The organism is Enterobacter cloacae complex sp. I3 (assembly GCF_014896175.1).
In the GTDB taxonomy this organism is placed as follows: Bacteria; Pseudomonadota; Gammaproteobacteria; order Enterobacterales; family Enterobacteriaceae; genus Enterobacter; species Enterobacter bugandensis.
Window position 1 is genome coordinate 76,802 of the sequence record NZ_JADBQZ010000004.1, and the last position, 20,224, is coordinate 97,025.

18 protein-coding genes are annotated in these 20,224 nt (G+C 59.7%); all 18 read right to left on the bottom strand.

Annotated features, from left to right (window positions below):
- Window positions 1-34: 34 nt before the first annotated feature.
- Window positions 35-1,078 carry a type VI secretion system baseplate subunit TssG gene (tssG, locus tag IM271_RS03985; RefSeq protein WP_193052207.1) on the bottom strand — a complete coding sequence of 348 codons (1,044 nt, stop codon included), beginning with the start codon at window positions 1,076-1,078 and terminating at the stop codon, window positions 35-37.
- On the bottom strand, window positions 1,075-2,946 hold the full coding sequence (tssF, locus tag IM271_RS03990) for a type VI secretion system baseplate subunit TssF (RefSeq protein ID WP_045260272.1): 1,872 nt from the start codon (window positions 2,944-2,946) through the stop codon (window positions 1,075-1,077). The genes tssG and tssF overlap by 4 nt, the downstream gene beginning before the upstream one ends.
- Window positions 2,947-2,948: 2 nt before the next feature.
- Window positions 2,949-3,512 carry a type VI secretion system baseplate subunit TssE gene (gene tssE / locus IM271_RS03995; RefSeq protein ID WP_028013485.1) on the bottom strand — a complete coding sequence of 188 codons (564 nt, stop codon included), beginning with the start codon at window positions 3,510-3,512 and terminating at the stop codon, window positions 2,949-2,951.
- A complete protein-coding gene (locus IM271_RS04000; protein ID WP_047367782.1) occupies window positions 3,505-4,317 on the bottom strand; it encodes a type VI secretion system accessory protein TagJ in 813 nt (270 codons plus the stop codon). The genes tssE and IM271_RS04000 overlap by 8 nt, the downstream gene beginning before the upstream one ends.
- 9 nt (window positions 4,318-4,326) lie before the next feature.
- Window positions 4,327-5,319 carry a hypothetical protein gene (locus IM271_RS04005; protein WP_193052208.1) on the bottom strand — a complete coding sequence of 331 codons (993 nt, stop codon included), beginning with the start codon at window positions 5,317-5,319 and terminating at the stop codon, window positions 4,327-4,329.
- A gap of 16 nt (window positions 5,320-5,335) precedes the next feature.
- Window positions 5,336-6,133, bottom strand: a complete 798-nt coding sequence (locus IM271_RS04010) for a PP2C family serine/threonine-protein phosphatase (protein ID WP_023336024.1) — start codon at window positions 6,131-6,133, stop codon at window positions 5,336-5,338.
- Window positions 6,130-7,890 (bottom strand): type VI secretion system-associated FHA domain protein TagH, encoded by a 1,761-nt coding sequence (gene tagH, locus IM271_RS04015; protein ID WP_059358138.1) that lies wholly within the window; start codon window positions 7,888-7,890, stop codon window positions 6,130-6,132. Before tagH ends, IM271_RS04010 begins: the two co-directional genes overlap by 4 nt.
- Before the next feature lie 86 nt (window positions 7,891-7,976).
- The gene (locus IM271_RS04020; protein ID WP_047364888.1) at window positions 7,977-8,330 is read right to left on the bottom strand and encodes a T6SS amidase immunity protein Tai4 family protein; all 354 of its coding nucleotides are present in this window, start codon (window positions 8,328-8,330) and stop codon (window positions 7,977-7,979) included.
- The gene (locus IM271_RS04025) at window positions 8,327-8,818 is read right to left on the bottom strand and encodes a type VI secretion system amidase effector protein Tae4 (RefSeq protein WP_193052209.1); all 492 of its coding nucleotides are present in this window, start codon (window positions 8,816-8,818) and stop codon (window positions 8,327-8,329) included. The genes IM271_RS04020 and IM271_RS04025 overlap by 4 nt, the downstream gene beginning before the upstream one ends.
- A gap of 58 nt (window positions 8,819-8,876) precedes the next feature.
- The gene (locus tag IM271_RS04030; RefSeq protein ID WP_008502640.1) at window positions 8,877-9,359 is read right to left on the bottom strand and encodes a type VI secretion system tube protein Hcp; all 483 of its coding nucleotides are present in this window, start codon (window positions 9,357-9,359) and stop codon (window positions 8,877-8,879) included.
- Window positions 9,360-9,583: 224 nt separating this feature from the next.
- The gene (gene tssC / locus IM271_RS04035) at window positions 9,584-11,083 is read right to left on the bottom strand and encodes a type VI secretion system contractile sheath large subunit (protein ID WP_006810956.1); all 1,500 of its coding nucleotides are present in this window, start codon (window positions 11,081-11,083) and stop codon (window positions 9,584-9,586) included.
- A 3-nt stretch (window positions 11,084-11,086) separates the two neighbouring features.
- A complete protein-coding gene (tssB, locus tag IM271_RS04040; protein ID WP_022648413.1) occupies window positions 11,087-11,611 on the bottom strand; it encodes a type VI secretion system contractile sheath small subunit in 525 nt (174 codons plus the stop codon).
- Between the two features lie 75 nt (window positions 11,612-11,686).
- Window positions 11,687-12,703 (bottom strand): type VI secretion system protein TssA, encoded by a 1,017-nt coding sequence (tssA, locus tag IM271_RS04045; protein ID WP_059358143.1) that lies wholly within the window; start codon window positions 12,701-12,703, stop codon window positions 11,687-11,689.
- Between the two features lie 11 nt (window positions 12,704-12,714).
- The gene (gene tagF / locus IM271_RS04050; protein WP_028013492.1) at window positions 12,715-13,431 is read right to left on the bottom strand and encodes a type VI secretion system-associated protein TagF; all 717 of its coding nucleotides are present in this window, start codon (window positions 13,429-13,431) and stop codon (window positions 12,715-12,717) included.
- Between the two features lie 16 nt (window positions 13,432-13,447).
- A complete protein-coding gene (tssM, locus tag IM271_RS04055) occupies window positions 13,448-17,068 on the bottom strand; it encodes a type VI secretion system membrane subunit TssM (protein WP_193052210.1) in 3,621 nt (1,206 codons plus the stop codon).
- A gap of 2 nt (window positions 17,069-17,070) precedes the next feature.
- Window positions 17,071-18,309 carry a DotU family type VI secretion system protein gene (locus IM271_RS04060; RefSeq protein ID WP_028013493.1) on the bottom strand — a complete coding sequence of 413 codons (1,239 nt, stop codon included), beginning with the start codon at window positions 18,307-18,309 and terminating at the stop codon, window positions 17,071-17,073.
- A 17-nt stretch (window positions 18,310-18,326) separates the two neighbouring features.
- Entirely contained in the window at window positions 18,327-19,670 is a 1,344-nt protein-coding gene (gene tssK, locus IM271_RS04065) for a type VI secretion system baseplate subunit TssK (protein WP_041909533.1), read from the bottom strand.
- A gap of 28 nt (window positions 19,671-19,698) precedes the next feature.
- Window positions 19,699-20,202 (bottom strand): type VI secretion system lipoprotein TssJ, encoded by a 504-nt coding sequence (tssJ, locus tag IM271_RS04070; RefSeq protein WP_028013495.1) that lies wholly within the window; start codon window positions 20,200-20,202, stop codon window positions 19,699-19,701.
- Window positions 20,203-20,224 lie beyond the last annotated feature (22 nt).

The following is a 20,224-nucleotide window of genomic DNA, read 5'->3' on the forward strand; positions in this document are numbered from 1 at the left end:
TTCGGTTCCGTTGATAACAATGCGTTAGAAAAATTTATCGCTCTGCGCGATACACCAGATCGCCACGCGGGACAGGCTGCGGCTGATGCCCCAGCCAGGTGTTAAAGCCTAATCGCCCATCGCTGCCGAGCGTGGTGCCCTGCACCGCGTCTTCACGCAGGATCACCCGTGTTTCCCATTCAAACTCAATTCCCGCGTACTGGCGCACCCAGTCGCGCAGCTCGGTGACCCACGCTTCGCCCGGCAGAAAGCGGTTGTACTCCTCCGCGCTCAGCGGGCCAATCTCGATACGAAACTTATGCTGCACGTCGCGGACGGCGACGCCGAGAAAAGCGGATTCCCCCATGCGCGGCATGCGGCGTCCTGCTCCCAGCTGCGCCTGCTCGCGGGTGGAGAGCGGCATCCACTGCGGCACGTTGCTCACCAGCTTAACCGGCGCTTTAAAATAGCTGCGCAGGATCTTCTCCAGCCCTTCTGGATCCCGCCCGTGGCGGGTCAGGTGCCCGGCGTGGGCAAAGCGGGCATGGGCGCTCAGGCTGCCCTTGTTCATCTGACCCGGCTGTCCCATGCCGATCAGCGACGCCAGGTAGCCCTCAAAGCGCTTATTGTCGGCGCGATCGAGGGAAACGGCAGGCTGCGCATCCGCCCAGGCGCGGTAAAACAGCAGCGCCAGACGATGATGGAACAGATCGGCAAACGCGCTGAGGCTGGTGTCCTGGTGATGATGAATCCGTTCGCGGGCGTACTCGGTCATATGCACCGGCAGCGGGCCGTTCGGGCCAAACAGGCCAAAGCTGAGGATCGACACCTCATGCGGCCCGCTTTCTTCACGCTGTCGTACCTGGGCCAGCGTCGACGGCGCAAAGCTCATTGACGGCTGCTGGCCAATGCGCAGCGGCTCAAATTTCGGCAGCGGCGCGCGTCCCAGCGGGTAGCGCTCGCCGCCCTGGGCATCAATGCGCCTTAACAGCTGAAACAGATCGTAGCGCCAGGGCGTCTCGCGGACCCCGTGCCAGAACGTATCCGGCAGCTTCGTCAGGCGATGCACGCGCAGCGGTGCGGTGGCAGCGTCACTCATACCAGCGCCCTTTTACCCATGCGCGGTGCCCAGTAGCCTATCTCGCCGCGCTGCTGACTCTTCAGGGTGAACTCGGTGAAGCTGTTGATGGAGACCAGACGGGCAAAAAGGCGCTCCATCACGCTGCCGAAAAGCCACGGGCTGGCGCCGGAAAACGCCCGCTCGTCCACCGTCAGGGTGATGCCAATTCCGCGGGCGAAAACGACCGGGCCGGGTTCAGGCACGCGGCGGTGTACCGGCTCCAGCACGCAGTGGCGAACCCCCTCCACCTGACGCGCAACCGGCGTTTCGGCCAGGTTGGCGTACAGACCTAACAGCTGGCGCAGCGCCGCTGCCCCCTCTTCATTTTCGCTGTCCATCAGGCTGAGGTAGTTCATCTGCAGCTGGCTGATGAGCCGCCAGGTGCTGAACCCTTCCGCCAGCGCCGGACGCGGCGGCGTCGGGCCTTTGCGCAGGGTTAACCCCTTCACCGGCATGGAGTCGGCCATAATGAACTGCCCGAGCTCCTGCTGGAGCATCAGCGGCAGGTCGCGGCTGGTACAGAGCACCTCGGCAGAGATGTAGCGCAGGTTTTCCTGCCACGGGGCATGCTGTTCATCCACCAGCGAGACAAAGACCTCCGAGCCGATATAGCCGGTACGGGTGCCGTAACGCAGGGCGTGTTCGGACAGCACGCGCTGTTCCCGACGCAGGGAAAAATAGGCCCCGTAGTTGCCCGCGTCGCCGCTCCAGGTACTCCAGAATGGACGAAACGTCTGGTCGTCGCGCTGGCCGTCGGCGCTGCCAAAAATTTTATTTACCGCATAAATTTCGTAGTCCAGCGGACGGATGTTATCGACCACCAGATGGTATTCATGCTGGCCTTCATTCAGCTTCTGCCGGGCCGCCACTTTCGGGAACAGGTTGATGACCGGCGTGCAGTGCAGCGCCAGATGGCTGGCGTCGACCACGCGCTCCAGCTGTTCATCCGACTTATCCAGCAGAATGAAGATATCGAAGGCTTTTTCGTTTTCGCAGCGCTGGATAAGCGTGCTCAGACCGCTCAGGCTGATAAAGCGGAAGCGGGCCGGAAACGCAAAATACTCCTGCAGCAGACGGTAGCCGTCAAAGTTGCGCAGATCGTCCGGGAGGAGCGCCTGGTCCGGCGCAAAGCCCTCCTGACGCAGCGCATCCGTTGCCAGCAGCTGTCGCTGCGGCTGCGGGCTGACCGTCTGGCAGACGATCCCGGCGTGGTGCTCCATCACCAGCTCCAGCAGCTTCAGCGCCTCAATGTCCGGGCCGCTGAGGAAAAACTCCAGCCGATCAAAATTCAGGTGCCCAAGGTTTTGCGGGCCGTCGCAGGCAATGCGGATCCGCAAGGCGCTGTTGATCCCCCGCTGGCTTAAGCCGAGCTGGGCCAGCGGCAGGTCAGCGGGCACGCCGCCGAGCTCCACTTTGTCGATTTTCAGCGGCAGCAGATTAACCTCGTGCGCGGTGGTATAGCTGCAGGTTACGCCGGTTTTTTTCAGCGCCAGGCTGTCCATCATGGTGCCGCGCGGCACAATAAAGCCGTTGCTCAGATCGCCGCGGCTGCTGTCGGGCTCAATTTCCGCAATCGCCATGGAAGGGGTGGGCGCGAGGTAGTTCGGCGCGATCATCTCCAGCAGACGCTGGGAGAAACGCGGAAACTCCGCGTCCATTTTCATCTGCACGCGGGAGGTCAGAAACGCGAAACCTTCCATCAGGCGTTCGGTGTACGGGTCCGCCACTTCGATGCCGCGCATGCCCAACCGCCCGGCGACCTTCGGATAGCGTTCGGCAAACTCGGCCCCCATTTCGCGCAGGTAGGCCAGCTCACGGTTGTAATATTCGAGCAGTTTACTTTCCATGATTACCCCGCATCTTTCAGTTCAAAATGGCCGTTTTCCAGATCGACATCGGTGCGAAACAGAAACTCCAGCGGGTACGGCACACACCATAAGCGCCCTTTAATCTCGATGGAGAGCACGTTGTGCAGATCCAGCGAGGAGGTATCCGACACGCAGCGGACCTGCAGCCCCTGCGGCAAAATGCGCGGTTCAAAATTGATGATGGCCTCGGTGAGCTTGCGCTGAATATCGTGCCATTCGATATCCGACATTCTCTTCCCGGCCAGCGGCGCGACGCCGAAGTTAACCACCGAGCGGCTCACGTGCGGTAGCGCGCTTAAATCGCCGGAGGCATCGTGGTTGATGGTGTTAAACAGCCACTGCAAATCCCGCAGCACGTTACGACGCAGCGCGGCGTGGGTGATCAGGTTGCTGTTGGCCGGCTCGCGTTTTTTTTCCGGATCGTTATCGGTGAGGCGATCGAGCAGCGAAGGCTGCATTTTGTCGCGCGCCCCCACCTTCTCCTGCCTGCTGCGGGCTTGCCAGCCGCTGCGCAGCAGATCGCCTTCGCCAGCGGGATTACTCATCGGCTCCATCCGTCGCAAACGACACGAGGCTTAACGACAGCAACGGGCTTTCGCTTTGCTCGCTGAGCCAGGCTTTCTGGCCCATCCCTTCGTACAGGGTGCCGTCCTCGTCGAGCGGCTGCCACTCGGTAGTGCGGCCCAGTTTGATCGCATCCGACGCATCGGCAGCAAACGGGTAACGCGCCGGGATCTGACATACCTGCTCCGTACCGTCAGTCAGGCGCACCAGCGCGTGACGCCAGACCAGATCGGTCACGCTGGCAGGCGCCTGGAAACGGATCTCGGCGATAGCGTTAAACGGCAGCCAGAAATAGCGGCCGTTCACGATGGTTTCGCACACCGGGCCGAGACGGGCATCGCCGTCCATCAGCCAGTCAAACGGCTGAGCCTCATCGTTTTCGAGGGTGATATGACCGGGAGTGGCCTGCGCCTGGTCAAGCGCTTCAAGGCGCAGCGACCGGGCACGCTCACCCTCCTCGCGGAGCGCCGCGGCCAGGGTGGTCAGCCACGGCCACTGAGTTTCAGGCATGGCCGGACGCGCCTGCCCCGCCATCACCTGCGCGCGCTGCAGCTCACCCTGAATGGACTGCTCCAGCAGCGTGACGGTGGGTTTCGCCTGCGGCTTCAGCGCCAGCCAGCTTTTCAGCTGGGTCAGCGCGCGCGTCCCGTTGCCGCTGAGGATTAAAAACTGCACGAACGCGGCGCGGAGGTCTGCATCTGCCGGACGGGCTTTGATCTCTGCTTCAAGACGCGCCAGCGCGTCGTTGAGCGTTTCACCCGCCAGGTGTTGATAGAGCGTATTCATAGCCATTCCTTAATTCGCCGCGCGCCAGGCGCCCACTGCCGGATCGCGCAGCTGAGGACGCAGGGTATCAATCAGAACGATATTCAGCGGGGTGCCTGGGGCAACCCAGGCGCTCCAGGTTTTCTTCACCGCCGCAATACGCGCCTGCAGTTTTGCATCGTCGCTGGCGGTCTCGCGGGAAATTTCTACCGCTACCGTGCCGTTGCTTTTCCAGCTGTTCAGGGTGCTGTCGTAAGGCAGGATCATCCAGCTCTGATCGCTGTCTGGCGTGCTGAATACCATGCGCTCTTTATTGACGGAGGTGATCAGCGCATTTTCCGGATCGGCGCTCTGATTCAGCCCCATCACCGGGAAGCCGTGAATGTACGTCACCGCCATCTCTTTCTGCCCGCCGTTGCGGGACTGCGACACGACGGTGTGACCGCTCAGCCAGCTGCCGTTACCGCAGCGGGTGGTGTCAGAATCCGGAATAAAGAGCGCCGGAGCGGACGCGCCGCCCTCCCAGAAGGTGCGCAGGTGGCAGCCGTCCTGCAGGGTAAACTCCTGCCACGGCGTGCGGTCGGCGGCAACGGTGCGGGAAGCCACGTTCTGATCGGGTGGCAGTAACGCGCCGCTGGCTGGGGTTGCGGTGACGGCAGGCGCAGCCTGCTGCTGTTTCACCACCAGCGCCCACTCCTGCGCTTTAGCTGCCGTGCCCTGCGCCAGCGTCGTCCCCTCGGGATCGTTGAGCGTCCAGCTGAGTTTATTCACTTTGCTGCACTGGTGTTCCAGCAGCGAGCCAAGACGCGGCACAAAGTTTTCCAGCACGGAGACATCTTTCTTGCCGTTCGCCACAATGCGCAGCGCCACTTCTGGCTTACACCAGCTCTGCGGGGTGTTGTCTTTGATGTTGTCGATCCAGATATCCAGCTTCTGCGCAGGAGACTGCACGATGCGGAAATTTTCAGCCTGCACGGTGGAGGTCGCCGCCAGAAGTGCCAAACCCGATAGCCAAAGTTTCATATCGTTCCTTGTGTGTCTAATCAGTTCCGCAGGGAAGAAATTGTGCTGCATCAGAGAGGGTGTGCAGCAAAGTGGTGTCCTGAGGGTTGCCCATCCATACCGCCAGGGCGGTATAGTTATCCTGCGCATTCCCCTCCTGCTCGCCATTCTTTTGAATGATTTGGTTCATTAAGGTCAGCCACTCCTGCGGCGTATTGACCATGTGCAGCGACTGCTTCATTTGCTCTTCGCTGACGCCGTGCCAGAACCCGTCGGTGCAGAGTAAAAAGGCATCGCCGTCTTCTACCTGCACCACGTCGCTGTAGCTCGCTTCCGGTCCGCCGTTTTCAATTCCCAGCGCCAGATAAAGCAGGTTGCTGTTGAGATCGTCCGTCTGATGCCCGGCATCCTTCATCTGCTGCACCAGACTGTGGTCCGTGGTGACGTGCCACAGCCACCCCCGGCGAAACAGGTACAGGCGGCTGTCGCCGGCATGCGCCCAGTACGCCAGCCCGTAATCCCGGTCAATGAAAAGGCTGACCAGCGTCGTGCCCATCCGGCGATAGTCCTGAACGGCCTGCTGTTCGCTCAGAATGGTGCGATTCGCCGTCTGCACGTAGTCACGGATATGCTGCGCGTTGAGGTGCTTGTCGCCATCGAAGCGGGAGATAATGCTGTTACGGGCCAGTTCCGCGGCGACTTCACCACCGGGCAGACCCGCGATGCCGTCGCAGACGACAAAGCAGGCCGAGCGTTCCCCTATGGTTTCTCCCGTCTGATCCTGGTTGCTGGCGCGCGTCCCCTGGCGGGAGAGAGAAGCGGTTGCGATATTCATTTGTCTTCCGATCCGCTCTGTGAGTCTTTGTACTGATTCACCTCCATGTCATACGCATGAAGGAAGGCTTCGCCGAACAGGGTGTGGAAGTCATCCTCAATCTCGCCCGCCGTCTCGCCATAGCTGCGAACAAAATAGTCCCACAGGGCGGCTTTGCGGCTGCCCGGCAGCGCCAGACGCGAGGTCATGCCGTTCTGCTTCGCCTGCTCCTCCAGCTGTTCCGGGTTAAAGGACTGCAGCATCGCGGCGATGATGGCGCGGATACCGGAGATCATCCCCAGCTGGTGCGCCTGCAGGTCGATCAGCGCGTCGCGCACCGATTTGGTCGGCGGCATAAAGCCCGGCATCGGGGTGCCGAACATCTGAATTAAGACGGTTTTCCCGGTCGGCAACAGCTTGAACGGGTTGTTGGCATCATCCAGCACCATGGTCATATCGGCTTTTACGCCGCGTTTCAGGATGGAGCGCGACGAGAGCAGCGCCACGGTGCCCTGCGAGAACATGCCGAGAATCTGCCCCAACTGACGCATATTTTCCCGGTCAAACTGCGGAACAGGCTGCATTTCGCTCAGGCCCATACCTTCAAGCAGCGCCTGCAGCAGCTCGCCCTGCAGCACTTCACCCTTCTCGCCATTATTCGGGCTGGCGGTTGGGGATGCCGCGTTATTGACCGGGTCGATGCGCAGGCGCCCCTTCGGTGCCTGAGCGCTGCTGCGCGCAACGGCCTGCGGCGTAGGCATGGTGAAGCCTGCGTAATCCGGCCGCGCCGGCTCTTCTTCACGCGGCGTTTCCTGCGGCTCTGGGGCGAACAGCGGAGAATCGGCAAGCACGTCCTCTTCCTGCTCCGGTTCAGGCGTTGATGCTGGCTTTTCGTCTGCAATATCATCCGGGTGGGTTAACGGTGCTCCGCCCATCAGCCCGAGCGGGTCATCATTGCGCGCGGCTGGCGCGCTGGCCTTTCCACCGAACAGCGCCAGCGGGTCAAGCTCGTCCGCCGCGTCTTCTTTAGGGGCGGGTTGCCCCTCAACCGGCGGCACCAGCGTAGAAGGCGTCACGTCGTCAAAAATGCTCTCTTTTTTGAACAGCGCTTCGTCGCTGAACAGCGTGTCCGGGTCGACGTTCTTGCGCTCAAGCGTTGGATCGCTGTCGTTGAACATCGCCAACGGATCTTCGGCATTACGCTCCGGCGCGGCGGGCTGGGAGAAGGGATCCTGTGAGGCCGCAGGCTGCGGTTTTGCTCGGTTGCTGGAGATGCTGTCGGAGATGGAGAACTCCTGCATCAGGCTGTCCCAGATTTCGGAAGGCACGGCGGTCGGTTCCGCCTTCCCGCGTGGCGCGGGGTTAGCAGGCTTCGCTTGCGCTGCGGGCGCAGCGGGTGCGGCTGTCGGACGCGCCTGCTGCTGCATGCTGGCCGCCATGCGGCTCACCGGCTGTGTGTCGTGGATCAGTTCGGTCACTTCGATACGGTAGTCATCAATACCGAGAATGTCGCCATCCTGCAGTTCAACCTGACGTCCGCGCTCCAGCGGAATATCGTTTAATACCACGCGGGTGACGCTGCCACGGTTGGTGACACGGCATTCGCCCTGAGCGTCAACGTGGACAATGGCCTGCAGACGCGAGATGGTGCGGTCATTGTCCGGCAATACCAGATTGTTATCCGTACCGCGCCCAATGGTGCCGCCCGGGGCGTAAAAATCACAGCTGCTTTGCGGCGGCTGATGACCGGGTTTCGTAGAAATAATCGTGAATCGCATGGCGTATTCCTGCTGGTATGATTAGCGCTCAAACGCTGCCGCTCTCGGGACGAGAACGGCGGCGTTTGGGGCCGCTTCCATTGCTTCTATTTTGCGGTTTTAAGCGGACGAATCGCGTCGCTGTTGGCGATTAAGCTGCACTTTAAAACCTGATATTGACCCGGTTCAGTACCGCCTATCTTCTCTTTCAGAGAAGAAACAATGATCTGGTCAGCTTTTTCAAAATTTTCAGCAGGGAGATTGCTTGCTTCCAGCCAGGCGGCCGCGCTGGCCTCTGCATCATCTTTCAGACTTTTACTGTCCGCGATCTTACTGATGCAACGGTTTTGCACCCAATTTTCAAAGATTTGTTGCTGAGTAAAAGCGCTGACGGCAGGCAGATTTTGGGCATAAACAGCAGAGGCATTGATAGCCAATACCAGCAGTAATAAACGTTTCATTTCAGGCTCCAGAAGGTGGCGTTGGTCGGAATAAACGAACCATTACCCGGTGAGCCGAGGAAATGGCAATCATCAGAGCAAATATTTCCATTCCAGAGTGTTACATGACCGGTTGCGTCGCTCCAGCCATGCCCGGTAAAGATGATAATGCCTTGCTTGCTTGCAAATTGCGCAGGCGTTGGGGAAGAGACCGACATATCTGCATTGCCCAGTACCGTGGGTAGAAATGCAATCATATCTTTAACGCGGAACATATAGCGCTTTTTGTCGTTCCCGGTCACTGTCGCATATTTACTGTTAGAAGGAATCGGAATGCCACAGTAATTTAAAACGTAACTCATACGAATTGGGCAGGCATTTTTAAAAATACCGGCGTCGATATTATGCTGAACTTTTCCACCCAATAATTTGCCAACCTGTTCTACGTTTACGTTCACTTCTCTGAATCTGTTCCAGGCGGCACCAAAAGCAGGACGCATATGAGACATCTCGTTTCTCCTTGATAAGAAGCTCAGGGTAAAGTGAGCCCTTTCGGGCCCACTATTATTATGCTTCTTTGTTTTCTTTGATATTCCAGCCAGCGCTGCTTTCAGCACCTTTACCACCCGACGTGGTCTGCTCCCAGTACTGCTGTTTCACTTTCGCAGCCTGGAATGCATAGGTCACACCCACGGTGTCGCCGTTGTCTGCACCGGTGTACTGAACGGAAGTCACCAGCACATCTTCCAGCGTAATGCGGGAGTATTCCACCTGCTGACCGCCCGCTTTACAGACGGACAGCTCAACCTTAGTCAGGTGTTTACCGCTGGCGCAGTGTTTCAGGATAGCGGTGGTGGATTTGTCGATCAGCGCGTTAACGTGCAGGTCGTTAAAGTTAACTTTACCGGCACCGCCGCCACCGCCAACGCTCATATTACCTGGCTGGGAAGCGCCCCAGGAGAAGGAGGTAATATCAGTCCAGCCGGTGTGGTTAGAATCTTTAGATTCGCCCGTAACACCCTCGACCTTCAGAAACATATCAATAGCCATAATATCTACTCTTCGTGGATGAACAATATTGCTTTCGAAAAAGCACTTATATGGCAAACAGGAAAGCATGGGGCTGAATAAAACCGTCCATATTTTACCTCTGCCTCATATCAAATGACCCGTGTCATTTGACAGTCTTACATTCCTCCGAAATAACGGAATGAATGTGAAGTCATTATTACCGTTCCAGCCGTCTTTCTTGCCGGCCCGTGCAGATGTTGCTCTTACGCGTCTTTCGTCTTCAGCGACGGCAGTTTAGAAACCAGACGCAGAGAAACGGTCAGACCTTCCAGCTGGTAGTGTGGACGCAGGAAGAACTTCGCGGCGTAGTAGCCCGGGTTGTCTTCAATCTCCTGCACCTGCACTTCCGCAGCCGCCAGCGGTTTGCGGGACTTGGTCTCCTGGGAGGAGTTAGCCGGGTCACCGTCGACGTAGTTCATCACCCAGTCGTTCAGCCAGCGCTCCATCTCTTCGCGCTCGCGGAAGGAGCCAATTTTGTCGCGCACGATGCACTTCAGGTAGTGGGCAAAGCGGCAGCAGGCGAACAGGTACGGCAGACGAGACGCCAGGCGCGCGTTAGCGGTGGCATCCGGATCGTGATACTCGGCCGGTTTTTGCAGAGACTGCGCGCCGATGAAGGCGGCAAAGTCGGAGTTTTTACGGTGAACCAGCGGCATAAACCCGTTTTTCGCCAGCTCGGCTTCGCGACGATCGCTGATGGCGATCTCTGTTGGGCACTTCATGTCCACGCCGCCGTCATCGCTCGGGAAGGTGTGGCACGGCAGGTTTTCCACCGCCCCGCCGGACTCCACGCCGCGAATCGAGGTGCACCAGCCGTACTCTTTGAAGGAACGGTTGATGTTGGCGGCCATCGCATAGGCCGCGTTCGCCCACGAGTAGCTGTTGTGGTTTGCGCCGTCGGTCTGCTCTTCAAAGTCAAAGCTGTCCACCGGGTTAGTGCGAATGCCGTACGGCAGGCGCGACAGGAAGCGCGGCATCACCAGGCCCAGATAGCGGGCGTCTTCGGATTCACGCAGGGAACGCCAGGCGGCGTATTCGGTGTTCTGGAAGATCTTGGTCAGATCGCGCGGGTTGGCCAGCTCCTGCCAGGACTCCATCTGCATCACGCCCGGCGCGGTACCGGTAATGAACGGACAGTGCGCCGCAGAGCCGATGCGCGCCATTTCCCCCAGCAGCTCAACGTCCTGCGGGCTGTGGTCGAAGTAGTAGTCGCCGACGATGCAGCCAAACGGCTCGCCGCCGAACTGACCGTACTCCTGCTCATAGATTTTCTTGAAGATCGGGCTCTGGTCCCAGCCCACGCCCTTGTAGCGCTTCAGGGTGCGGCCCAGCTCCTGCTTGGAGATGCTCATAAAGCGGATCTTCAGCATCTCGTCAGTTTCGGTATTGTTGACCAGGTAGCTCAGACCGCGCCAGGCGCTCTCCAGCTTCTGAAACTCTTCGTGGTGAATGATCTGGTTCACCTGCTGCGAGAGCTGCTCGTCGATACCGGCAATCAGGTTCTGAATGGTGCGGTAGGTGTCGTTCGAGAAGGTAACGGTATTTTCCAGCGCCTGCTGCGCCAGGGTCTTGACCGCACTCTCCACGGCGGAACGCGCCTGATCGGTTTTCGGGCGGAACTCTTTGTTCAGCAGCGCGCTGAACTCATCCTGGCTGAACGCCTGACCCGCCTGCTGATCGTGTTGTTGAGTCTGGTTGCTCATCGATTATTCCTCGCTACCTTTCGCACTTTCGTCATTTTTTGGCATCTGGCTCAGGGATTTGAGCAGCGTCGGATCCTGAAGGATTTTTGCGATCAGCTCTTCCGCGCCGTTTTTGCCGTCCATGTAGGTCAGCAGGTTAGAGAGCTGCGTGCGCGCCTCCAGCAGCTTGTTCAGCGGCTCGACTTTGCGGGCCACCGCGTCCGGCAGGAAGTCGTCCATACTGTCGAAGGTCAGATCGACGTTGAGCTTACCTTCGCCGGTCAGGGTGTTATCTACCTGGAACGCCACGCGCGGCTTCAGCGCCTTCATGCGTTCATCGAAGTTATCGATGTCGATTTCCAGGAATTTACGCTCGTCGACGGCTGGCAGGTTTTCCACCGGCTTGCCAACCAGATCGGCCATAACGCCCATCACAAACGGCAGCTGAATTTTGCGTTCTGCACCGTAGATCTCTACGTCGTATTCGATCTGCACGCGGGGAGCACGGTTGCGTGCGATGAATTTCTGTCCACTGTTACTCATTGCCATGATGTTCTCCATCAAAGATGCGCGGTGAAGGTGAAACGGCAGACTCCATGCCTGTCGTCATAATGCCAGGACGCGTCATTCGCGGCGTCCAAAGATGTTTTCCAGTTGGTTAACGCCGTCTGGCGCCAGGTCGCGAATAATGTCCATAAAGTTAAGTTCTGACAGCCGCTGCACCCGTTCAATCATCAGCGGCGCGGGGTGGCTCGGTTCGTACTGCGCGAAATACTGCTTCGCTTTTTCCAGCATTAGCTGCGCGTCGGCGCGGCTGGTAACCTGCACGCTGCGCCAGTCGGTGACCGGCTGAACGGGCTGCGCTGCCGCAGGCTGCGGCTCAGCATGCTGTTCAGCCTGCGCTTCACGGTTCGGCAGCAGCTTACTGATGTCGGTCACCTGACACGCGCTGGCGACCAGCCCCACGGTTTTCAGCAGCTGTTCCATTTCCGGTACGCCGCTTTCGCCGAGATGCCCGGTAAGCAGCTCGCGGATGGCCAGCAGCCGTTCGTTAATCACAATGACCGCTGCGGTCCCCGGCTGGTCGCCGCGCGCCAGTTCGTCAATCAGCCTCGGGCGACCGCCGGGATAGTCCGGACACTCGGTTTTACTGCCGTCCAGCAGCGCCTGGGCGTCACGCAGCGAAATTTCATCGCCGTTTGAACGCAGCAGCGAGGCGTTACGTACCGCGACGGTGAGCTCGGATTTATCGCTCAGCCCTGCCAGAGCGTTAATGCGATAGAACGGGTCGGTTTCGCCATACTCTTCCAGCAGCGGATAGAGCGGCTCCCAGTAGCGCGCGATAGCCTCCTGCACCAGCAACAGCCCGTCCGCGTAGCCCACAAGACCGCGACGGCGGGTCCAGGCGTGGGTTAACGCCAGCATCACGCGAAGATCTTTGGTGCGGCTCAGCAGGCTGGTAGCGAATTTTTCTACCGTGTTCCAGTCCGCAGGCTCTGCCGGGATGATGGTATCGCCAAACTGCTGTTCCGCTTTGCCCTGACTGGCCTGGTTCATCGCCTGGAAGTCAGCGTCATATTCCAGATTGTCGCCACAGGGCTTGTCGGGACTTATTGGCGCGAGAAATTCTTCGATATTCATGAGATCCCTGCTTATTCAAACATAGGCGGATAGAGACCGTGACGCCCCGGGCGGGCGCCCCCTGCCGGGTCGAACAGCAGGGTAAAAAGCTGCCCGGTGAAGTTGCCGCTGTGAACGTGGGTGTACAGCGGGTAACCGTCGCAGCGGTTGGTCCACCAGTAGCTGGTCTGACGCAGCGGGTCAAAGCACTCTGCCGCCTGCGGCCAGCCCAGCGTGCTTTGGCCGTCCTCGTCGTAGCCAATGACGTCGAGGATGTCAGAGCGCTTCTGCGGCTCGACGGGCTGCGGCGCCGGAATGGACATCAGCATCTCATCCAGCTGCGAGGCGGAAAAGCTGTTACGCACCGCGTGCAGCCCCAGACGACCAATTTGCTGATACCAGCTCTCCGCCTGGCTGAGCAGGCTGGTCGACCACTCTGACGGGGCGAAGCTCAGCTGAATGCAGACCGGGTACTGTCGGCCAACGCTGTCGCGGCCGGGCAGCAGGCAGCCCATCTGGATCATCTGGCTGCCCAGCATCGGCGGGACGACGAAATTCCAGACCGGAGCTTTGGTGAACTGGCGCTCGCCGCTGCGCTGCTCTTCCTGCTGCCAGGCCAGCAGGCCAACCTGAAACCAGTGCGACCACTGGCGCTGTAAGGTGTCAGGAAAGCGACGCTGCAGGAAATCTCCGGCGCTGGGTAATTTGCCATACCAGCTGTAGCGGTTCATCGCAGGGGTATTCGTCATACGGCTGTCCTTGCGGTTATGGGCATGAAAAACGGGGAAGCTGGAACGGGTTGCGGATGCTGTTCGGCGCAAACTCCAGCGTGACCTGATGTCCGTCGACGTTGAAGGTGGCCTGACGGCTCAGGCTACCCGCGCCCGGACTGGTGCTCGCTTTGTCAAAAAAGCGGTTGAGCGCCCAGGAGCCGTTGGTCACAAGCGTCGCGGTGCTGCCGTTAGCCAGACCCAGCTGCATACGGACCTGGTTGGTGCCGCCCGGCCCCGGCCAGTTCATGATCTGCACCGCCTGCGGACCGTGGCTGTAACGCAGCAGCTGACCGTCGACATCCAGCGTCAGGTTCAGAATGGTGTTATCCATTCGCACGGTGCGAACCGTCACCTTGAAAGACGGCGTGGTTGCGCCGTTAGCAAAGAAGGCGTCGCGAATCGACTGGGCCTGCTGGAACGGCCTCAGCAGCCCTTCGCTGCCCGGCAGGGTTTTACCGTCGATACCCGGCATAAAGCGCCAGTTTGCCTGCGTCGTATCCACTTTGCTGGTCAGGTTGTCGCGAAAGAATGTATCCATTAGCCCGGTGCCCGGCGCGAACATGCGGGCGAGATCGTCCGGGGTGACCTCAGTGCTGGCGCTGCGCACCAGCGGGTAGCGACCGGCGATCGCCTGACGGCAGAAACCGCCGACTTCAACGTTGATCCGCTTACGCACGTTTTCCAGATCGCGGCGCTGGGTATCGCTGCTGGCCCCCACCGCCATGTTGCTGAACATGGTTTGCAATCCGCCCGGCAGTCGACCGGCGCTGGCCTGCAGGCGGCTGATCGCCTCGCCGCCCGGTGCCGGCATACCGCTGTTGGCGGCGTCCTGCACGGCGGTCAGGTAACGATAAAGCTCGTCCACCTGCTTAAGAAAATCATCAAAGACGATGGTCTTGCCACCCTTCTCCAGCGGCTGGGCCAGCTCAATCATCGGCGCGTAGTGGTCCGTCACCAGCTGCTCCGGCGCCTGAGTAATCGTGGCGGCCTGCGTCGGGGCATTGTCATTATTGCTGAACAGCGCTTCCAGCGTGCGGGTGGCGCGGTTGCTCTGCGCCTGCGCTTTATCGGCATCTTCCGGTGCCGGGGTATCCCGGGAGAGCGTCAGCACCTGGCTCAGGTTCTGCACCAGACGGCGCAGGGGAGAGTTTGCGCCAGAGAGCAGGCGCGCAGTGTTGATGCGCTGGGAGAGATCGGCGCTGTTGTTAAGCTGGATGTCGGCGAGAAAGCGATCCCAGTTCGCGATAAAGTCGCGCATGTAGAGCTGGCGTACGGCGTTATCGATCTGCTGTTTATCTTCCTGCGCGGTCGCGGCGCCCAGCACCCAGGCGTCGTCTTCATGCAGAGCGGTCGTTACGCTGTCAATCTGGCTGTTAAAGCTTTTCCAGTAACCGTCCGGCGTATAAAGACCCGGCACCCCTTCGCTCACCGGCTTACCGCTTTTGCGGGAAAACACCAGCTCGCTCTGTGGCCCGCCCAGGTCGGAAAGGGAGACCGGTTTGAGGTTGTCGTCATGTTCCAGCAGGCGCTTCAGGCGACCGTAGACGCGGGTTGAAAGCGGCTGCTGGTTGATCAGCGCTCTTTCACGCGCCACCAGGGATTCGTCCTGCGCGTACGGCGAGGCCTGAATTTTCGGCTCCAGCAGCTGGATGAGATGCCATTCGAGCTGCTGCAGCTGCGCCTTCGTGACGTTTTGCGGCAGGTTGCGCTGCAGGTTGAGCATCACCCAGGAGTGCAGGAATTTGCCGTCGTAGTGCTTCGGCTGATAGAGCATCTGATAGGCTTTCAGCGCCTCGTAGCTGTACTCCACGTCGCTGCCGTTATCGTTGCGCAGCCAGGTGGTGATGTGCATAGCAACGGCGGGCAACAGCAGCTGATCCAGCGCCTTCTGGTACAGGGACTGCGAAGCATCGCTGACGTCATCCCCACGGTAAAGCCCCATGCGGCGGGAAACTGGCGGATCGTTGACATCAAACGCGTCGCTTTTCGGCAGGTCCACCAGGCCATTCAGCAATGGCAGCAGATCGAACAGGTCACGCTGCGGCTGGTTCTGCAACGCTTTGCTCTGCTGGTCCAGCAGCGGCACCTTCGCATCCACCTCTTCCAGATAGGCCTTGTTTTTAGCATAGCTGGTCAGCCACAGCCCGCCGAGGATCGCCAGCAGGGCCAGCAGCGCCACGTAGCCGGACCAGATCACCGCCCGGTTGCGCAGTTCCCACCAGCGGTTTTCCCCGGCGATCCCGGCTTCCTGGAAAATAACGTTTTGCAACAGGTTCTTGATGAAGAAACTCTGGCCCTTCGCGCCCGGGATTGGGGCTTCTTTACTGACCGAATCCCAGTTATCGCGCTCTGCCCCTTCCGGCAGGGAGAGCGCGCGGTTCAGTTCGCCCATTACGCGGTCAAACGGCATGCCTTCCTGCGTCCCGCTGGCGAAGTAGATCCCGCGCGGTGAGAACTCAGTTTCGAAGTTGGAGCGCGCAAAGACCGTGCTCAGGTAGTCCGCCAGCAGCGGACGCAGCGCGGCGAACTCCTGCGGGAAGAGATACGCTTCGGCGCGGGTTTTCGCGTCATGCTCTTTGAGCATGGTTTCCGGCAGCCCGGCATCAAGACGCTGCTGTAACAGAGAAAATTCCTGCTGGAAGTTGCCCATCAGGTCGTAATCGGCGTGTTTGGTCTGCTCCCACGGCAGCGTGAAGCCCCAGATCTGGTCGCGCTGCGCTTTATCGTAGTCGGCAAACCAGGCGCGGAAGCCTTTGAGAAGGTCGGCCTTGGTCACCATCACGTACACCGGGAAGCGGATACCCAGCTGTTCATGCAGCTCAGACAGGCGCTGGCGCAGGTTCACCGCCTGCTGGCGGGACGCCTCGGCAGACTGGGTCAGCAGGTCCGAAATGCTGATCGTGACGATGACGCCGTTGATCGGCTGGCGGCGACGGTACTTGCGCAGTAACCCCATGAACTGCAGCCACTCACCGGCATCCTGCGCCTGCTCGCTCTCCTGGGTGGTATAGCGACCCGCGGTGTCCAGCAGCACGGCCTCGTTGGTGAACCACCAGTCGCAGTTGCGCGTGCCGCCAATACCGCGCAGCGCGGTCTTACCAAAACGGTCGGCCAGCGGGAACTGCAGCCCGGAGTTCACCAGCGCCGTGGTTTTACCGGAGCCCGGCGCGCCGATAATGACGTACCACGGCAGTTGATAGAGATATTGCGTGCTGAAGCGCTGGGTCCACTGGGCGCCCTGGCCCGCTTTGCTGAAGTGCGCTTTTTTAAGCATCTGCGCGGCTTCATCAAAACGGCTGGCGAGGATCTGCTCCTCACTGTTCAGGCGCTGCTGCGGATCCGCCGCCTCCGGGCTGGTGGTGTTCTCGTTGAGCTTGTCCATCAGCTTGCGGTTCAACCAGGCGTTATAAAGGCGCGGCAGAATATGGCCCTGCGCCCACAGCAGGTAGACCACGGCGATACTGATGATGCGGTTCTGTTCGGATTCGAGCGGTCGGGTGTCCACGATGGACAGCAGAGGGCCAATCATCCAGATCACCGCCGCCAGCGCCGTTACGCCGAGGAAGCTCCACAGAATGCGGTTGGTCAGAATGGAAAGAAGTGTAGTCAGCATCCTTAGTTTCCTTGCGGCAATCCGTTCAGCTCGGCCTGGGTGTTTTCAGGCGACACCAGCAGAGTAATTTCCACACGGCGGTTACGGGCGCGGTTTTCCGGCGTCGTGTTCGGCGCCACCGGGTTAATCTCGCCCCGCCCTTCCGCCTTCACGCGGCCAGGCTGAGAGAGGCTTCCCTGCAGCATTTTCTGTACGGAGCGCGCGCGTTCCAGTGAGAGCTCGTAGTTAGAGGCAAAGCGCGCGCTGCGGATCGGCACGTTATCGCTGTAGCCCACCACCAGAATTTTGCCGCTGACGTTGTTCATCGCCTGCGCAATGCGGTTGATGACCGGTTCATAGCGGTCGCGCACGACGGTCGAGGCGGAGGCAAACAGCCCGTCGCCCTTCAGGATCACGACGCTGCGATCTGCCTGGTCTTTTACCGCCACCAGGCCCGCCTCAATTTCAGGCTTCAGGAAGCCGCGCAGGTTAAGCACCGCGGGCAGCTGACGCGCCGGCTGCTGGATGGTGGTTTCCGGCAGCTGGGACTGATAAATCTTCGCCAGCACCGGGTTGGTGTTGTCGCCAAGGCGCCAGTTAAGCACGATATAAAACAGGCAGGCGATAAACCCGGCCAGCGCCACGCAGGCCCACAGGGGAACCATCGGCCGCCAGAGCTTGCGCAGCACCGGACGATCTTCCGGATGGGGAGAAAGCGGCGGCGGATAGCTGCCGCGCACGCCGCGGATCATCTGCCACAGCCGCTGCTTGATGGTTTCAAGCTGGGTGCGGCCATTGTCCAGCACCCGATAGCGCCCCTCGAAGCCGAGCAGCAGGCAGTAGTTGATCATCTCCAGCAGCAGGATATGCTCGCGCGGGTTCTGCGACAGGCGCGCCAGCAGCTGGAAGAACTTTTCGCCGCCCCAGGTTTCGTTATGGAACGTCACCAGCAGGCCATTGCTGGACCAGACGCCGCTGCTGCCCCAGGGAGTCAGCGCGGCGGCCTCGTCCAGCGCCGTGCACAGGCAGTAGCGCGCCCCGACGATCACTTCGTAGGGCAGCCCCGCCTGCTGACAGCGGACTTCAAAACGGCGAATCTCATCGATCAGGCGCTGGCGTAACGCCACCTGATCGTCATGTGATACCGAATGACGGATCTGCGGAATCGCGTTGAGCAGCGGATTGGCGGCCGCCACCAGCTGATTGTTGCTACTGGCTCCGGTAAACGCGGCATCACTGCCGCTATCCTGTCGTTCCTGCATATTAAGCGCTCGCTTTATTATTCTGTCGGGCTACGGATGGCCCAAAACTCCATATCCAGCCCCGGGAACTCCCCTGCAAGGTGCAGGGCGAATGCGCCGGACTTATCCATCTCGTGCCACAGCTCGCTGCCCTTCTCCAGCTCGAAGTAGCTGTAGCCGGCATGCCACGGGATCTGCGGCGGCGCGACCGGCATGGCGCGCAGCATAATGCCCGGCAGCTGCAGCTGAACCAGATCGCGAATTTTCGAGACCGGGGCAATTTTCATCTGCGCCGGGAAATGGGTTTGCAGGTGTTCGCCCGGCACGTTTGCTTTCACCGCCAGCACGAAGCCAAATTCGCGCACCATGCTGGTTTCAGGAACAGTGGCGATGTTCAGGCCATGCGAGCGCTCGTTAAGCGGCAGCTGAATGGCGTGGTCTTCCATCACCAGCGACAGCCCCTGGCGCAGCATCAGCATCAGCTTGCTGAAGCAGTTCGCCAGATCGTCGTGATCGTAGATCGGCAGCACGCTCTCGGTGGTGCGCTGCGACGTCCAGGTCGTGAGCTCGGTGGCAAACGGCAGCCAGCTGCGCCAGAGCGTTTCCGGGTGCAGCAGCGGCAGCGTTTTTAAATGTGAAACCTCACCCAGATGACGGTTCACGAGCGAAAGCAGCGTAAATTCAATCAGTTCAGAGGTGTTAAAGCGGCCAGGCTGACGCAGGCGGCCGCCAATCTGCTGGCTGCGCTGCACCAGCAAACCGTGCAGATCGTTGATCATGCTGTAGATCTGCGGGCTGTTATTGGCGTTCAGCATCGGCGGGATGTAGCTGTTATCCAGCCGCACGTGGTTGTCGTTGCGTTTTTCAGTCACAAACGCCACGCCGATGGATGTCCATTCTGCCGTGAGGTCTTTTTCCAGCATCAGCGTCAGGCGCAGGCGGCCAAACTGGACGGTGGCATCACCCACCGACATGGCGTTATCGTCCTCCACCTCCTGCTCAAACGCGACGAAGCGGGCCAGTGAGGCAGGCTCTTCGCTGAAAATCACCTCTTCCCGCTCGCCACGACGAACCGGCAGCGCGAGCACCACCTTTTCGTTGGTGAGATTGTCAGGAATTTTTAGCGGCGCGGGACCATTGCGTCCGTTGCGGACCTGGAAAAAGGTGCCGTCCGGCAGTAACCCGCTGCAGTAGCTCAGGGCAATGCAGCCCTGGCGAAGCATCGCTTCGTCCAGTTCTACGTCGAGAAAGCCCCAGAGATAGGAACGCTGCAGCGCACCCCACTCACGAACATGGTTGAGCAGATAACTTTCAGTCCGCTGAAAATGGTGTGGACGCAGGAACATGCCTTCGGTCCAGACGACCTTTTCTGCTTTGGTCATGATGATGTGTTTCCTGTTGTGAAGCGCGTTACTGGCTGATGACCCGAATGCCGTTTACGTCGAGAAAAACGTTGGCCTGGAGTTCATCCGCGGACCATTTCCAGAACTGGTAGATATGATTTTCGCCTGGCACAGGCAGCGGGAGTGAAACGCGCCATTTTTTACCGTCCAGCTTCTGATATTCCGCCATCACGCCGATATAACGCGCCTCAGGATCGCTCTGACCGCTGAGGGTTTTGGACAGCTGTCCCGGCATCAGGAAGAAAACGTCGCTGTTCAGCAGATTCGCGCCAAGCGTTGCTGACGCGTTGTTCTGCAGGGAATAGAAGTCGCTGGACATAAAATCCGCATCGGATTTCAACAACAGCACCCGGACTTTAAGTGGCGCAGAATCATTGATTTGTGGATGAGCCTGAAACTGCAGATTGTAGCGGGAAGGGTCGCTGTGTGAAGACGACGTACAACCACTGACAAGGGCGAAAATCGCCGCGTAAAAGACTAACCACAGCCTATGAAACTTTTTATTATTCATAAAAATACGCCCACGAAAGCCG